The sequence below is a fragment of the Caballeronia sp. M1242 genome, from assembly GCF_017220215.1.
Classification (GTDB): Bacteria; Pseudomonadota; Gammaproteobacteria; order Burkholderiales; family Burkholderiaceae; genus Caballeronia.
In genome coordinates, this window is record NZ_CP071129.1 from 2,044,115 (window position 1) to 2,058,396 (window position 14,282).

The following is a 14,282-nucleotide window of genomic DNA, read 5'->3' on the forward strand; positions in this document are numbered from 1 at the left end:
TCGGGACGAAAAAAAAGCACCCACATGGGGTGCTTTTCTGGTCGATTGCCTCATGGCCGGACGTCGCGGCGGATCACTTGCGCGCACGCAATGATTCGTACCGATGCGCGCCGATCAGAGATCGTCCGCATCGTCGTCATTCGACGCCTTCAGCGGCTCGCCGGCGCGGCCATCGACGCGTTCGCGCAATTCCTTGCCCGGCTTGAAGTGCGGCACGAATTTCTCCGGCACCAGCACTTTTTCCCCCGACTTGGGATTGCGCCCGACGCGCGACGGACGACGGTTGAGCCCGAAGCTGCCGAAGCCGCGAATTTCGATGCGATGACCGTTGGCAAGCGCCTCCGACATCGCATCGAGCATCGTCTTGACCGCGAAATCCGCATCCTTGAGCACAAGTTGCGGAAATCGCGAGGCCAACTGGGCGACCAATTCCGATTTGGTCATACTGCAGCAGTACCGTTAAGGCTTAGCTGTTCTGGCCGTCGAGCTTGGCCTTCAGCAGCGCGCCGAGGTTGGTCGTGCCGGTAGCGGCGGCGTTCGAGTCCGAAGCTTGCAGGCCGCGCATGGCTTCCTGCTGCTCGGCCGAATCCTTCGCCTTGATCGACAGGTTGATGCCGCGCGACTTGCGATCGATATTGATGATCATCGCGTTGACCTTGTCGCCTTCCTTCAGCACGTTGCGCGCATCTTCCACGCGGTCCTGTGCAATTTCCGAAGCGCGCAGGTAGCCTTCGACTTCGCCCGACAGCGTGACGACCGCACCCTTCGGATCGACCGACTTCACGACGCCGTCGACGATTGCGCCCTTGTCGTTGATCGCGACGAAGTTGCTGAACGGATCGCCTTCGAGCTGCTTGATGCCGAGCGAGATACGCTCCTTCTCGACGTCGATGCCCAGAACCACTGCTTCGACTTCGTCGCCCTTCTTGTACTTGCGAACCGCTTCTTCGCCCGTTTCCGACCACGACAGGTCCGACAGGTGAACCAGACCGTCGATGCCGCCCGGCAGACCGATGAAGACGCCGAAGTCGGTGATCGACTTGATCGCGCCTTGCAGCTTGTCGCCCTTCTTGAAGTTGCGGCTGAAGTCATCCCACGGATTCGGCTTGCACTGCTTCATGCCGAGGCTGATACGGCGGCGATCTTCGTCGATTTCGAGAACCATGACTTCGACTTCGTCGCCCAGCTGCACGACCTTCGACGGTGCAACGTTCTTGTTCGTCCAGTCCATTTCCGACACGTGGACCAGGCCTTCGATGCCCGATTCCACTTCGACGAATGCGCCGTAGTCGGTGATATTCGTGACCTTACCGAACAGACGCGTGCCCGACGGGTAACGGCGCGAGATGCCTTCCCACGGATCGTCGCCCAGTTGCTTGATACCGAGCGAAACGCGGTTCTTCTCTTGGTCGAACTTGAGGATCTTCGCGGTGACTTCCTGGCCGACCGACAGCACTTCCGACGGGTGACGCACGCGACGCCATGCGATGTCGGTGATGTGCAGAAGGCCGTCGATGCCGCCCAAGTCCACGAACGCGCCGTAGTCGGTGATGTTTTTGACCACGCCTTCCACGATCGCGCCTTCCTTCAGCGTTTCGAGCAGCTTTGCGCGCTCTTCGCCTTGGGTAGCTTCGATCACGGCACGGCGCGACAGCACGACGTTGTTACGCTTGCGGTCGAGCTTGATGACGCGGAATTCGAGCGTCTTGCCTTCGTACGGGGTCGTGTCCTTGACCGGACGCGTGTCCACGAGCGAACCCGGCAGGAACGCGCGGATGCCGTTGACCATCACGGTCATGCCGCCCTTCACCTTGCCGGTGATGGTGCCGGTGACGAGCTCGTTGTTGTCCAGCGCCTTTTCCAGCGACAGCCACGAAGCCAGACGCTTCGCCTTGTCGCGCGACAGGATGGTGTCGCCATAGCCGTTTTCCAGCGCGTCGATCGCGACGGAAACGAAGTCGCCCGCCTGCACTTCCACTTCACCCGCGTCGTTCAGGAACTCTTCGAGCGGAATATAGGCTTCGGACTTCAGACCAGCATTCACGACCACGAAGTTGTGGTCGACACGCACGACTTCGGCGGAGATCACTTCGCCAGCGCGCATGTCCTGCTTGGTCAGCGACTCTTCGAACAGAGCCGCAAAAGATTCGTTATTCGGGGTGGAGGTTTGCAGGTCGGACATAAAAATCAATATTTGCACAGCCTTTGCGCGAATGGCCGAAAAGGGCCGACGATGCGCGAAGCCGTACGGGGTTAAGGGGTTTAACACACGCTCCGCCACATGACGGAGCACCCAACTATCCGGAAGCCTGCCAATCAGTCGGACACTGCGGCGGGCGAACCGGCACATCTACTACGTTTTCAGCTACACGCGCATTTCGCTGTACCAGCCGATGATCTGTTCGACCGCTTGATCGATCGACAAACCGGAGGTGTCCAGCGTCTTCGCGTCCGCCGCCGGCTTGAGCGGCGCGGCTGCCCGGTTCATGTCGCGGGCGTCGCGTTCGCGCAAATCGCGCAGCAAGTCATCCATATTAGCAGAAAAGCCTTTTTGCATCAATTGCTTATGGCGTCTCGCCGCGCGGGCCTCGACGCTCGCGGTCAGAAACACCTTCAGTGTGGCGTCGGGGAAGATGACCGTGCCCATGTCGCGGCCGTCGGCAACGAGCCCCGGGCGCTTGCGAAACGCCCGCTGGCGGGCGACGAGCGCCTGCCGCACTTCGGGATGCACTGCGATCGCGGACGCGCGATTGCCGATCTCCTCGGCGCGGATCTCAGTCGATACATCGACGCCGTCGAGCTGCGCGCATCCCTCGCGAAAGGTGATATGGAGGTCGCCGACGAGGTTTGCAAGCGCCGGGGCGTCGCCCTTGTCGATGCCGTAGCGGACGCTCGCGAGCGCCGCGAGCCGGTACAGCGCGCCGCTGTCGAGCAGGTGAAAGCCGAGCGTGGCCGCGACGACTGCCGCGACCGTGCCCTTGCCGGAGGCCGTCGGCCCGTCGATGGTGATGACTGGAGTGGGGTCGAAAGGACGGCTCGGTTTCATTGCGTATGGTCGCTGCGGCCCGTTGTTGCTGTTTTCGTGATGGAAGGCATGGCGCGGCTCAGGTTCTGACGAGCGTCGCGAAACGGTCGAAATAGTCGGGGAAAGTCTTGTTCACGCACTTCGGATCGTTGATGCGCACGGGCACGCCGCCCAGACTCACGAGCGAGAAGCACATGGCCATGCGGTGATCGTCGTAGGTGTCGATCGCGGCGTTCGCGGTGAGCTTCGCCGGCGGCGTGACGACCAGATAATCCGCGCCCTCTTCGACCGTCGCGCCGACCTTGCGCAGTTCGGTCGCCATCGCGGCGATGCGGTCGGTTTCCTTCACGCGCCAGCTTGCGATGTTGCGCAGCGTCGTCGTGCCGTTCGCGAAAAGCGCGGCGACGGCGATGGTCATCGCGGCGTCGGGAATCAGGTTGAAGTCCATGTCGATGGGCGCGAGCTTGCCGTCGTCGGACTCGACGCCGCGCACTTCGATCCAGTCGTCGCCCATCATGACGTTCGCGCCCATGCGATTGAGCGCATCCGCGAAGCCGACGTCGCCCTGAATGCTCGACCGCCCGACGCCTTCCACGCGCACCGGGCCGTGGCCGATGGCGCCCGCCGCCAGAAAATACGACGCGGACGACGCGTCGCCTTCCACCATGATCGCGCCGGGAGACCGGTACGACGCGCCCGCGGGCACCGTGAAGCGCGCCCAGCCGTCGCGCTCGACGGTGACGCCGAAGCGTTCCATCAGCCGCACGGTGATCTCGATATACGGCTTCGAAATCAGCTCCCCTTCGACTTCGATCGTCACCGGGCCGCTGCGGCCCTCGATGACCGGCAGGCTCATCAGGAGCGCGGTGAGAAACTGGCTCGACACGTCGCCGCGCACGCGAATGGGCTTGTCCACGGCGATCTTCGACGCATGAATCCTGAGCGGCGGAAAGCCGTCGTTCTGCTCGTAGTCGATCTTCGCGCCGATCTGACGCAAACCGTTGACGAGATCGCCGATCGGGCGCTCATGCATGCGCGGCACGCCATGCACGCGGTATTCGCCGCCATTGACCGCGAGCGCCGCCGTCAGCGGCCGAACCGCCGTTCCCGCGTTGCCGAGAAAAAGCTCCGCCGACTTCGAGGGAAACGCGCCGCCCGTGCCCGTCACGAACACGCGCTCGCCGTCGCGCCGGAGCGTCACGCCGAGCGTTTCCAGCGCGGCGAGCATTACGCGCGTGTCGTCGGAATCGAGCAGATTGGTGATCGCCGTTTCGCCGGTCGAAAGCGCGGCGAGCAGCAGCACGCGGTTCGAGATGCTCTTCGAGCCGGGCAGCCGCACCGTGCCGGACGCGCGCGCGAAGGGTCCGAGGTCGAGATGTTCCATGCTGTTTCCTGGGGGTGTCTTATTTCGTGGGCGAATCGCCGGGAATCTTCTTGCCGCCGCGTTCCTGCCACTCCGTGCGCGCCACGCGCGAGCGCGCGAACGCGGCTTCGAGCGCCGCGCCATCCGACGCGTCGATGGCCGCGCGAAACCGCGACAGCACGTCAGTGTAGGCGTCGAGTTCGGCGAGCAGCGCCGCGCGGTTCGCCAGACACACGTCGCGCCACATTTCCGGGCTCGACGCCGCAATGCGCGTGAAATCGCGAAAGCCACCCGCGGCGAACGAGAACTTCAGTTGCGCGTCCGGCGCTTCGAGAATCTGCTCGACGAGCGCGAACGAAAGCACATGCGGCAGATGGCTCACCGACGCGAACACGCGATCATGCTGCGCCTCGCTCATCGCATGCACCGCCGCGCCGGTCGCCCGCCACATCCCGGCGATGCGCTCGACGGCTTGCGGCGCGTTCTCGCCGAGCGGACACAGCACGACATTGCGATCGACGTAGAGATCAGGCAACGCGGCATCGACGCCGCTCGACTCGCGTCCGGCAATCGGATGCCCCGGCACGAACTGCGCGACGCGTTCGGAAAGCGCCGCCCGCGCGGCCGCGACGACGTCGCTCTTCGTGCTGCCCGCGTCGGTGACGAGCGTCTGCGCGTCCAGAAACGGCGCGATGCGCGCGAGCAACGGCTGCGTCTGCGCGACCGGCGCGGCGAGCAGCACGATATCGGCGTCCTGCAACGCGCGCGCGAGCGCGGCGTCGTCATCCAGCGCGGCGGCTTCGTCGATCACGCCGAGCTCGACCGCGCGCGCCACCGACTGCGCCGAGCGCCCGACGCCGACCACGCGCCCCGCGAGCCTGGCGCGTTCGCGCAACGCGCGCGCGAGCGACCCGCCGATCAGGCCGACGCCGAAAATAACCAGTTTATTGAAAGTGAACGCGGCCACGGGACATCGCAAAAAGCGCGTCGAAAGACGCGGAAGACGGAACGGCTGAAAGCGCGAATTTTACCGGGCGCGCGGATACGACCCGAGAATCTTGAGAAACGCGGCCTTCTGCCCGAGTTCTTCCAGCGCGGCGGCCACCGACGCATCGTTGCGGTGGCCTTCGAGATCGATATAGAAGTAGTACTCCCACGTCCCGACGCGCGCGGGCCGCGACTCGAAGCGCGTCATCGAGACGCCGTGCTTCGCGAGCGGCTCCAGCAGCTTGAACACTGCGCCCGGCTCGTTCGCGACCGACACGATGAGCGAGGTCTGGTCGTGGCCGCTCGCGTCCGACGGCTGCTTGCCGATGATCACGAAGCGCGTGCGGTTGTGCGGATCATCCTGAATCAGCGAATACACGACGCCCAGGCCGTAGTGCGTCGCGGCGCGGTCACCGGCGATCGCGGCCACGGTCGGATCCGCCACGGCCATGCGCGCGGCTTCCGCATTGCTCGACACGGCCTGCCGCTCGAGATGCGGCGCGTTCGCGGAAAGCCACCGCTGGCATTGCGCGAGCGCCTGCGGGTGCGCGCAGACGCGCGTCACGCCTTCCAGCGAGCCTGAGGCCGTCAGCAGATTGTGGTGAATCGGCAGCGCAAGCTCGCCGCCGATCACGAGTTGCGTTTGCAGCAGCAGATCGAGCGTGCGCGACACCGCGCCTTCCGCCGAATTCTCGACGGGCACGACGCCGTACTGCGCCGCGCCGGCTTCGACGGAGCGAAACACTTCGTCGATGGACGGGCACGGCAGGCCTTCGATGGAGTGTCCGAAGTATTCGAACATCGCCTGTTCGCTGTAGGTGCCGACCGGCCCGAGGAACGCGGCGCGCAGCGTCTGTTCGAGCGCGCGGCTCGCCGCCATGATCTCGCGCCAGATCGCGCTGATGTGGTCGGCGGCGAGCGGGCCGTCGCTCATGGCCTGCAAGCGCGCGATGACCTGCATTTCGCGCTCGGGGCGAAACACCGGCGCGTTGAAGTGCTTCTTTACCTCGCCCACTTCGAGCGCCACAGAAGCGCGCTGGTTCAAGAGCGCGATGAGTTGTGCGTCGAGCGCGTCGATGCGCTCACGCAGCGGTTTGAGTCTTGAATTGAGATCGTCGTCCATGCGGTGCGTGTTGAGCGAATGCGGTTAGAGGAGCGACGGCGCGTTCACGCGCTCGTCCGCTCGAATTCCTTCATATAGTCGACGAGCGCCCTGACGCCCTCGACCGGCACCGCGTTGTAGATCGATGCCCGCATGCCACCGACGGACTTGTGGCCCTTCAGCTGCAGTAGCCCGCGCGCTTTGGCGCCGGCCAGGAAATCGGTATTGCGCGATTCATCGGCAAGGAAGAACGGTACGTTCATGCGCGAACGATTCCGCCGCTCGACCTTGTTGACGTAGAAATCGCTGGCGTCGATGGCGTCGTAGAGCAGCTTCGCCTTTTCGACGTTGCGCGCTTCCATCGCCTCGAGGCCGCCCTGCTTCTTGAGCCACTTGAAGACGAGCCCGGCCATGTAGATCGCGTACGTGGGCGGCGTGTTGAACATCGAGTTGTTCTCGGCGACCGTCTTCCACTCGAACGCGGACGGACAAATGGACAGCGCGCGGTCGAGCAGGTCTTCGCGCACCATCACCACCGTCACGCCCGCCATGCCGATGTTCTTCTGCGCGCCCGCGAAGAGCACGCCGAACTTGGCGACGTCCATCGGACGCGACAGGATGTGCGACGACGCGTCCGCGACGAGCGGAATGTCGCCGAGATCGGGAATGTCGAAGGCCTCGACGCCGTCGATGGTTTCGTTCGTGCACAGATGCACGTAGGCGGGATCGTCCGAGAGCTTCCATTCGCCGATGGCCGGCACGCGCGTGAAGCCTTGCTCCGTCTTGCCCGTGGCCGCGACGTGCGGCGTACAGTACTTGTGCGCTTCCTTGTAGGATTTCGTCGACCAGGAGCCCGTCACGACAAAATCCGCAGTCTTCTTCGCGCCGAGCAGATTCATCGGCACGATGGCGTTTTCGCCGATGCCGCCGCCCTGCAGAAACAGAATGCGATGCGATGCCGGCACCTTCAGGAGTTCACGCAGATCGGTGAGCGCCGCTTCGTGGATCGACATGAATTCGGCGCCGCGGTGGCTCATTTCCATCACGCTCATGCCGCTGCCGTGCCAGTCGAGCATTTCGTCGGCGGCTTGCCTCAACACTTCTTCTGGCATGGCGGCCGGGCCGGCGGAGAAATTGAACACGCGCATGTGGAATCCCGAATGGCAGGCGCGGCGTTGGGTCGAGTCGCTGAGTTCAGCGGATGACGCGCGCCTGAAAAAGAAATGGCTGCTTGCGCTTTCACGCAAACAGCCATTATCGCACTGTCCTGAAAACCCGCCAACGCGCGGGGCAGCGCGCCGTAGCGGGTTTTCGGACTGCCGCGCCGTGCTTACTTGCCCGGCTTCACGCTTGCCACTTCTTGATCCGCTTGCGTGCGGGTCGCCTTGATGGCTTGCGGCATGTACTTCTGCATCAGACCGTTGACGACGTCGCGGCCGACCTGGTCTTGCACCTGAATGAACTTGCGACCCGTCGGGCTCTTGTAGAAGTTCGTCAGGTCCTTGATCTCGTCGGTCGAGTAGTACTTCGCGTACGCGTCGTACTGGGCCTTCATGGCGTCCTGGCGGAAGTTATCCGTGGCGAACACCTGGCCTGCCGAGTCCACCAGCTTCGGCACTGCGTTCTTCTGCAGCGTCGGGACAGCCGCCTGCTTCTGCTTGTCGTTCAGCGACTTGTTTTCCGACAGCGCGTCCGACAGGATGGCCGGAACCAGCTGCTTCGCCTGCATCTGTGCGCTGTTGCCGATTGCGCCGACGAGCTTTTGCGCGTCGATTGCGTCGAGCAGGTCCTTGATCGCAGCTTGCTTGGCCGGATCAACCGGGGCTGCTGCGGCCGGCGCCGCCGCCTGGTTCGGCGCCTGGTTCTGAAGCGACTGAGCCATCGCGAAAGTCGGCACGAAAGCGGCCAGCAACATCCACTGCTTGAAACGTCCTTGCATCATTACTCCCTGTAAAAAATATTCAGTTCAGCACTCGCGACGAGCCTTGCACGTCCGCACGAGCGGCGCTCGCGTTCTCACTCGAGAAACGCAGCGCCGGCATCAGGCTCACGTCGCGCAGCTTAACCAATTCAGGCTTTCAAAAGCGATAACGAGAAACCGGCGACACAAAAAATATCAGGCGCCTTCGCCCGCGTCGCCATTTTGGGTGTCGTCGGGCGGTGCGGCGGAAGCGTCGGCATCCGCGGCGGCATTGGCTGCGTCCGCTTCTTCGAGTTCGGCGTCCGCCTCGGCTTCGGCGATATGCTGCAGTCCCGACAACTTCGTGCCCTCGTCAAGGCTGATGAGTGTAACACCTTGGGTTGCGCGGCCCATTTCGCGGATCTCGGACACGCGCGTGCGAATCAGCACGCCCGACGTGGTGATCAGCATGATCTGGCTTTCCGAATCGACGAGCGTCGCGGCGACCACCTTGCCGTTGCGCTCCGACGTCTGGATCGCGATCATGCCCTTCGTGCCGCGGCCGTGGCGCGTGTACTCATTGATCGGCGTGCGCTTGCCGAAGCCGTTCTGCGTGGCCGTCAGCACCGACTGGTTCTCGCCGCCCGCCACCAGAAGCGCGATGACCTGCTGCCCTTCTTCGAGCTGCATGCCGCGCACGCCGCGCGCTTCGCGACCCATCGCGCGGACGTCGTTTTCGTCGAAACGCACGGCCTTGCCCGAGTCCGAGAACAGCATGACGTCGTGCGCGCCGTCGGTAATGGCCGCGCCGATCAGGTAGTCGCCGTCATCAAGACCGACCGCGATGATGCCCTTCTTGAGCGGACGGCTGAACGCTTCTAGCGGCGTCTTCTTGACGGTGCCGAGCGCGGTGGCCATGAACACGTACTTGTCCGCCGAGAATTCCTTGATCGGCAGAACGACGTTGATCTTCTCGCCGTCCTGCAACGGGAACATGTTGACGATCGGCCGGCCGCGCGAGTTGCGCGAGCCTTGCGGCACTTCATAGACCTTGACCCAGTACACCCGGCCGCGGTTCGAGAAGCACAGCATATGATCGTGCGTGTTCGCGATGAAGAGCGTGTCGATCCAGTCGTCTTCCTTCATCTGCGTGGCCTGCTTGCCGCGCCCGCCGCGCTTCTGCGCGCGGTATTCGGAGAGCGGCTGCGACTTCACGTAGCCGGCATGCGACATGGTCACGACCATTTCCTGCGGCGTGATCAGGTCTTCGGTATTGAGCTCGGTCGCGTTCATTTCGATGCGCGAGCGACGCTCGTCGCCGAATTCCGCGCGCACCTGGCCGAGTTCTTCCACGATCATCTGCCGGATGCGTTCCGGCCGCGCGAGGATGTCGAGCAGGTCGGCGATCTGCGCCATGACCTCGCGATACTCGCCGACGATCTTGTCCTGCTCGAGGCCCGTCAGACGCTGCAGGCGCATCTGCAGAATTTCCTGCGCCTGCACGTCCGACAGTTTGTACAGACCGTCTTCCTGCAGACCGTAAGCCGGATTCAGCCCTTCCGGACGATACGCGAGGCGCCCGCCCGAGGCTTCAGTCTCCGCGCGCGTCAACATTTCGCGCACGAGCGACGAGTCCCACGGACGGTTCATCAGCTCTTGCTTCGCGATCGGCGGCGTCGGCGCAGCCTTGATGATGGCGATGAACTCGTCGATGTTCGCGAGCGCCACGGCGAGACCTTCGAGCACGTGACCGCGGTCGCGCGCCTTGCGCAGTTCGTATACAGTGCGCCGCGTCAGCACTTCCCGTCGATGCGACAGGAAGCACTCCAGCATTTCCTTCAGATTCAGCAGCTTGGGCTGGCCGTCGACGAGCGCGACCAGATTCATGCCGAACGTGTCCTGAAGCTGCGTCTGCTTGTACAAGTTGTTCAGGACGACTTCGGGCACTTCACCGCGCTTGAGCTCGATCACGACGCGCATGCCGCTCTTGTCGGATTCGTCGCGAATGTCGGAGATGCCCTCGATCTTCTTCTCGTTGACGAGTTCCGCGATGCGCTCGAGCAGCGTGCGCTTGTTCACCTGATACGGAATTTCGTCGACGATGATCGCCATGCGCTGGCCGCGGTCGATCTCCTCGAAGTGCGTGGCCGCGCGCATGACGACGCGCCCGCGCCCCGTGCGGTAGCCGTCGCGCACGCCGGCCACGCCATAGATGATGCCGGCGGTCGGAAAGTCCGGCGCGGGCACGATCTCGATGAGCTCGTCGACCGACGATTCCGGATTGTTCAGCAGGTGCAGGCAGGCATCGACGATTTCGCGCAGATTGTGCGGCGGAATGTTGGTCGCCATGCCGACCGCGATGCCGGCAGAGCCGTTGATCAGCAGATTCGGAATGCGCGCCGGCAGCACGAGCGGTTCGTTCTCGCTGCCGTCGTAGTTGGGACCGAAGTCGACGGTTTCCTTGTCGATGTCGGCGAGCAGCTCGTGGCCGATCTTCGCCATGCGAATTTCGGTGTAGCGCATGGCCGCGGCGTTGTCGCCGTCGACGGAACCGAAGTTGCCCTGCCCGTCCACCAGCATGTAGCGCAGCGAAAACGGCTGCGCCATGCGGACGATGGTTTCGTACACCGAGGCGTCGCCGTGCGGATGGTACTTACCGATGACGTCGCCGACGATACGCGCCGACTTCTTGTACGCGCGATTCCAGTCGTTGTTCAGTTCATGCATCGAGTACAGCGCCCGGCGATGCACCGGCTTCAGGCCATCGCGGACATCGGGAAGCGCGCGCCCGACGATTACGCTCATCGCGTAATCGAGATACGAACGGCGCATTTCCTCCTCGAGGGAGATAGGCAGAGTCTCTTTGGCGAATTGATCCATTATCCGTGTCTTGAACTGTGCAGCAGCGACACGGCAGCGCGTTCGTGAGTTTCGCGACACCCGCCAGCCGGCCGCGCGACTTGCGCCGGCCAGGCGCGTAGCCGGCGTACGCTGCGGCGCTGCGAACGCAGCGCATCGCGAGATTCTACCATGCGGCACCTTTGCGCCCGGCGCGGTGCGTATACATAGTGTTGGTGCGCCAGGTCGCCGCGGTCAGAACGATTCAGAGAGAGGCGAGGCTGTACCAATTACTTACAAAAACTGGGGAACGATTTCCGTCAATTGGTCATCGAGCCGGGCTATCATGCCGCCTCAGCGCTTCGCGAACGGCGAAGCAGCGGCGATGAAAATACGCGGGAAACGCCGTCTAGGCACGCGATATGCGCAGGTTCGGCGCCTTTGTGACGCGGGGCCGGTTCCTGTCCCTTTCTTGTTGCGGAGGCACCACATAAGGTTGCGGCCGGACTCGGTGCGGGGATATTTTTATCGTTGCAAGGGAACGATATGGCAAAATGCCAACGCACAAAGTTAGACACTGCTCGAAGTCTATACAAAGCGTTTTGTTCCGCAGGGGAATGTTATACTTCGAGCAATGTATGACCTGTCTTCGTCTACAAGGCTCGCAGTAAACCTGCGGTAATCTCAATTTCGAGAGGAGAAATATGAATAAACTTTCAAAGCTCGCGTTCATTGCAGCTACCGCAGTTATGGCTGCATCGGCCTCGGCGCAATCGGTGCCGGCCTCGCGACAAGCCGTCAATGACAACTGGGTGAATGGCACGGGCGAGTATGTGTGGATGAACGGCACGAACGAACTGTGCTGGCGCGACGCATTCTGGACGCCGGCCACGGCTAACGCGAAGTGCGATGGCGCACTGGTCGCGCAAGCCGCGCCGCCGCAAGTCGCGCCGCCGCCGCCGCCGCCGCCCGCTATCACGAGCCAGAAGGTCACGTACCAGGCCGACGCCCTGTTCGACTTCGACAAGGCAGTCCTGAAGCCGGCCGGCAAGACCGCGCTGGACGATCTCGCATCGAAGATCGGCGCACTGAACCTGGAAGTCGTGGTTGCAACGGGTTACACCGACCGCATCGGTTCGGACAAGTACAACGACCGTCTGTCGCTGCGCCGTGCGCAAGCTGTGAAGGCGTACCTGGTCAGCAAGGGCATCGAAGCCAACCGTATCTACACGGAAGGCAAGGGCAAGCGCGACCCGGTCACGAAGGGTTCCTGCACGCAGAAGAACCGCAAGCAACTCATCGCCTGCCTCGCACCGGATCGTCGCGTGGAAGTCGAAGTTGTCGGCACGACGCGTCAGCCGCAACAGTAAGCTCTGCCGGCTTGCCGCAGACTCGAACCCCCGCCTCGGCGGGGGTTTTTTTATGCCCAACGGCGGCGCATTCACGAAGTTTCTTGCTGCATGCCGCCGCGGAACGCGCCGCGCGTTTTGCCCGCCCTCTTGACCGCCTATATACTCGACCCTACCGATTCACGTTTAGCCAAGGTCCTCCTCATGACGAATGTCGATCCCCACGAACTGCAGAAATTCAGCGATCTCGCGCATCGCTGGTGGGACCCGAACGCCGAGTTCAAGCCGCTGCACGAGCTGAACCCGGTACGGCTCGACTGGATTGACGCGCACGCGCATCTGATGGGCAAGCGTGTCCTCGACATCGGCTGCGGAGGCGGCATCTTGTCGGAGTCGATGGCCACGCGCGGCGCAACGGTGAAAGGCATCGATCTGTCGTCGAACGCGCTGGGCGTTGCGGATCTGCATAGTCTCGAAAGCGGCATCGAGGTGGCGTACGAAGAAATCTCGGCGGAGGCGCTCGCGGCGCGCGAGCCCGGTTCGTACGACGTCGTGACCTGCATGGAGATGCTCGAGCACGTGCCGAATCCCGCTGGCACCGTCGCCGCGTGCGCCGCGCTCGTCAAACCCGGCGGCTGGGTGTTCTTCTCCACGCTCAACCGGAACGCGAAGGCTTATCTCTTCGCCGTGATCGGCGCCGAGTACATCGCGCGGATGCTGCCGCGAGGCACGCACGACTACGCGCGCTTCATCAAGCCCTCGGAACTCGCGACGTTCGCGCGCACGGCGTCGCTCTTGCCGGTCGACATCAAGGGCATCACGTACCGGCCGATCTCGCAGCACTTCGGCCTTTCCAACGACACGAGCATCAACTACATGATGGCTTGCCGTCGGGAAGCTTGACGCCATGACTCCGGAAGAACAAGACGAAACGGGCATCGTCCAGACGAAGCCCCTGCCCGACGATCCCACGCCGCAGCCGCAACGCGCGGCCGATGGCCGCTCGCTCGGACTCTGCCAGGCGGTGCTGTTCGATCTCGACGGCACTATCGCCGATACCGCGCCGGACCTCGTGGCGGCCGTCAACAAGATGCGCCACGACCGTGGGCTCGAAATGCGTCCGCTGGAGGCGCTGCGGCCGTACGCATCGGCGGGCGCCCGCGGCCTGCTCGGCGGCGCGTTCGAAATCGGGCCGGAGCACCACGAGTTCGCCTCGATGCGCGAGGAGTTCCTCGCCAATTACGAGGCAGACCTCTGCATCGAAACGACGCTATTCCCGGGCATTATCGAATTGCTGGACGAACTCGACGCGCGCGGCGTGCGCTGGGGCATCGTCACGAATAAAGTGACGCGGCTTGCCGCGCCGCTCGTCGCGCTGCTCGGGCTCGATACGCGCGCCGGCTGCCTCGTTTGCGGCGACACGACGCCGCATTCGAAGCCGCATCCCGCGCCGCTTTTACACGCCGCGGATTTGCTCGACGTCGCGCCGGAGCGCATCGTCTACGTCGGCGACGACCTGCGCGACGTTCAGGCCGGCTTCGCCGCCGGCATGATCACGGTCGCCGCCGCATACGGCTATTGCGGCGACGACATCCCGCCGCATCGCTGGCACGCGGATCACGTCGTCGAATCAACCGAGGAATTGCAGTTGCTGCTACGCGAAATCCCGTAACGGAGCGAGCGCGGACGGCGCAGGCTCTTGAAAAAAGCCGCCGTTC

12 protein-coding genes are annotated in these 14,282 nt (G+C 63.6%); 3 read left to right on the plus strand and 9 right to left on the minus strand.

Annotated features, from left to right (window positions below; all coding sequences use genetic code 11):
- Window positions 1-114: 114 nt before the first annotated feature.
- The 9 genes from JYK05_RS09555 to gyrA all read right to left on the minus strand — a co-directional run bounded on the left by JYK05_RS09555 (window position 115) and on the right by gyrA (window position 11,257).
- A complete protein-coding gene (locus JYK05_RS09555; RefSeq protein WP_008342376.1) occupies window positions 115-444 on the minus strand; it encodes an integration host factor subunit beta in 330 nt (109 codons plus the stop codon).
- Window positions 445-466: 22 nt separating this feature from the next.
- Window positions 467-2,200 (minus strand): 30S ribosomal protein S1, encoded by a 1,734-nt coding sequence (gene rpsA, locus JYK05_RS09560; protein WP_175944619.1) that lies wholly within the window; start codon window positions 2,198-2,200, stop codon window positions 467-469.
- Window positions 2,201-2,365: 165 nt separating this feature from the next.
- Window positions 2,366-3,046, minus strand: a complete 681-nt coding sequence (gene cmk, locus JYK05_RS09565; protein ID WP_206466755.1) for a (d)CMP kinase — start codon at window positions 3,044-3,046, stop codon at window positions 2,366-2,368.
- Window positions 3,047-3,104: 58 nt separating this feature from the next.
- The gene (aroA, locus tag JYK05_RS09570; protein ID WP_206466756.1) at window positions 3,105-4,409 is read right to left on the minus strand and encodes a 3-phosphoshikimate 1-carboxyvinyltransferase; all 1,305 of its coding nucleotides are present in this window, start codon (window positions 4,407-4,409) and stop codon (window positions 3,105-3,107) included.
- A 19-nt stretch (window positions 4,410-4,428) separates the two neighbouring features.
- Window positions 4,429-5,355: a prephenate dehydrogenase/arogenate dehydrogenase family protein gene (locus JYK05_RS09575; RefSeq protein WP_206466757.1), complete on the minus strand. Its 927-nt coding sequence runs from the start codon at window positions 5,353-5,355 to the stop codon at window positions 4,429-4,431.
- Window positions 5,356-5,415: 60 nt separating this feature from the next.
- Window positions 5,416-6,498 carry a prephenate dehydratase gene (pheA, locus tag JYK05_RS09580; RefSeq protein WP_175944627.1) on the minus strand — a complete coding sequence of 361 codons (1,083 nt, stop codon included), beginning with the start codon at window positions 6,496-6,498 and terminating at the stop codon, window positions 5,416-5,418.
- Window positions 6,499-6,542: 44 nt separating this feature from the next.
- A complete protein-coding gene (serC, locus tag JYK05_RS09585; RefSeq protein ID WP_206466758.1) occupies window positions 6,543-7,625 on the minus strand; it encodes a 3-phosphoserine/phosphohydroxythreonine transaminase in 1,083 nt (360 codons plus the stop codon).
- A 182-nt stretch (window positions 7,626-7,807) separates the two neighbouring features.
- A complete protein-coding gene (locus JYK05_RS09590) occupies window positions 7,808-8,416 on the minus strand; it encodes a DUF2059 domain-containing protein (protein ID WP_159838093.1) in 609 nt (202 codons plus the stop codon).
- Window positions 8,417-8,593: 177 nt separating this feature from the next.
- A complete protein-coding gene (gene gyrA, locus JYK05_RS09595) occupies window positions 8,594-11,257 on the minus strand; it encodes a DNA gyrase subunit A (RefSeq protein ID WP_206466759.1) in 2,664 nt (887 codons plus the stop codon).
- A 662-nt stretch (window positions 11,258-11,919) separates the two neighbouring features.
- Between gyrA and ompA the strand changes: the two genes are divergently transcribed.
- The 3 genes from ompA (at window position 11,920) to gph (ending at window position 14,236) form a co-directional block, all read left to right on the plus strand.
- Window positions 11,920-12,585: an outer membrane protein OmpA gene (gene ompA, locus JYK05_RS09600; RefSeq protein WP_206466760.1), complete on the plus strand. Its 666-nt coding sequence runs from the start codon at window positions 11,920-11,922 to the stop codon at window positions 12,583-12,585.
- A gap of 183 nt (window positions 12,586-12,768) precedes the next feature.
- Window positions 12,769-13,467: a bifunctional 2-polyprenyl-6-hydroxyphenol methylase/3-demethylubiquinol 3-O-methyltransferase UbiG gene (gene ubiG / locus JYK05_RS09605; protein WP_206466761.1), complete on the plus strand. Its 699-nt coding sequence runs from the start codon at window positions 12,769-12,771 to the stop codon at window positions 13,465-13,467.
- 4 nt (window positions 13,468-13,471) lie between these two features.
- Window positions 13,472-14,236, plus strand: coding sequence for a phosphoglycolate phosphatase (gene gph, locus JYK05_RS09610; RefSeq protein WP_206466762.1), 765 nt, complete (start codon window positions 13,472-13,474; stop codon window positions 14,234-14,236).
- Window positions 14,237-14,282 lie beyond the last annotated feature (46 nt).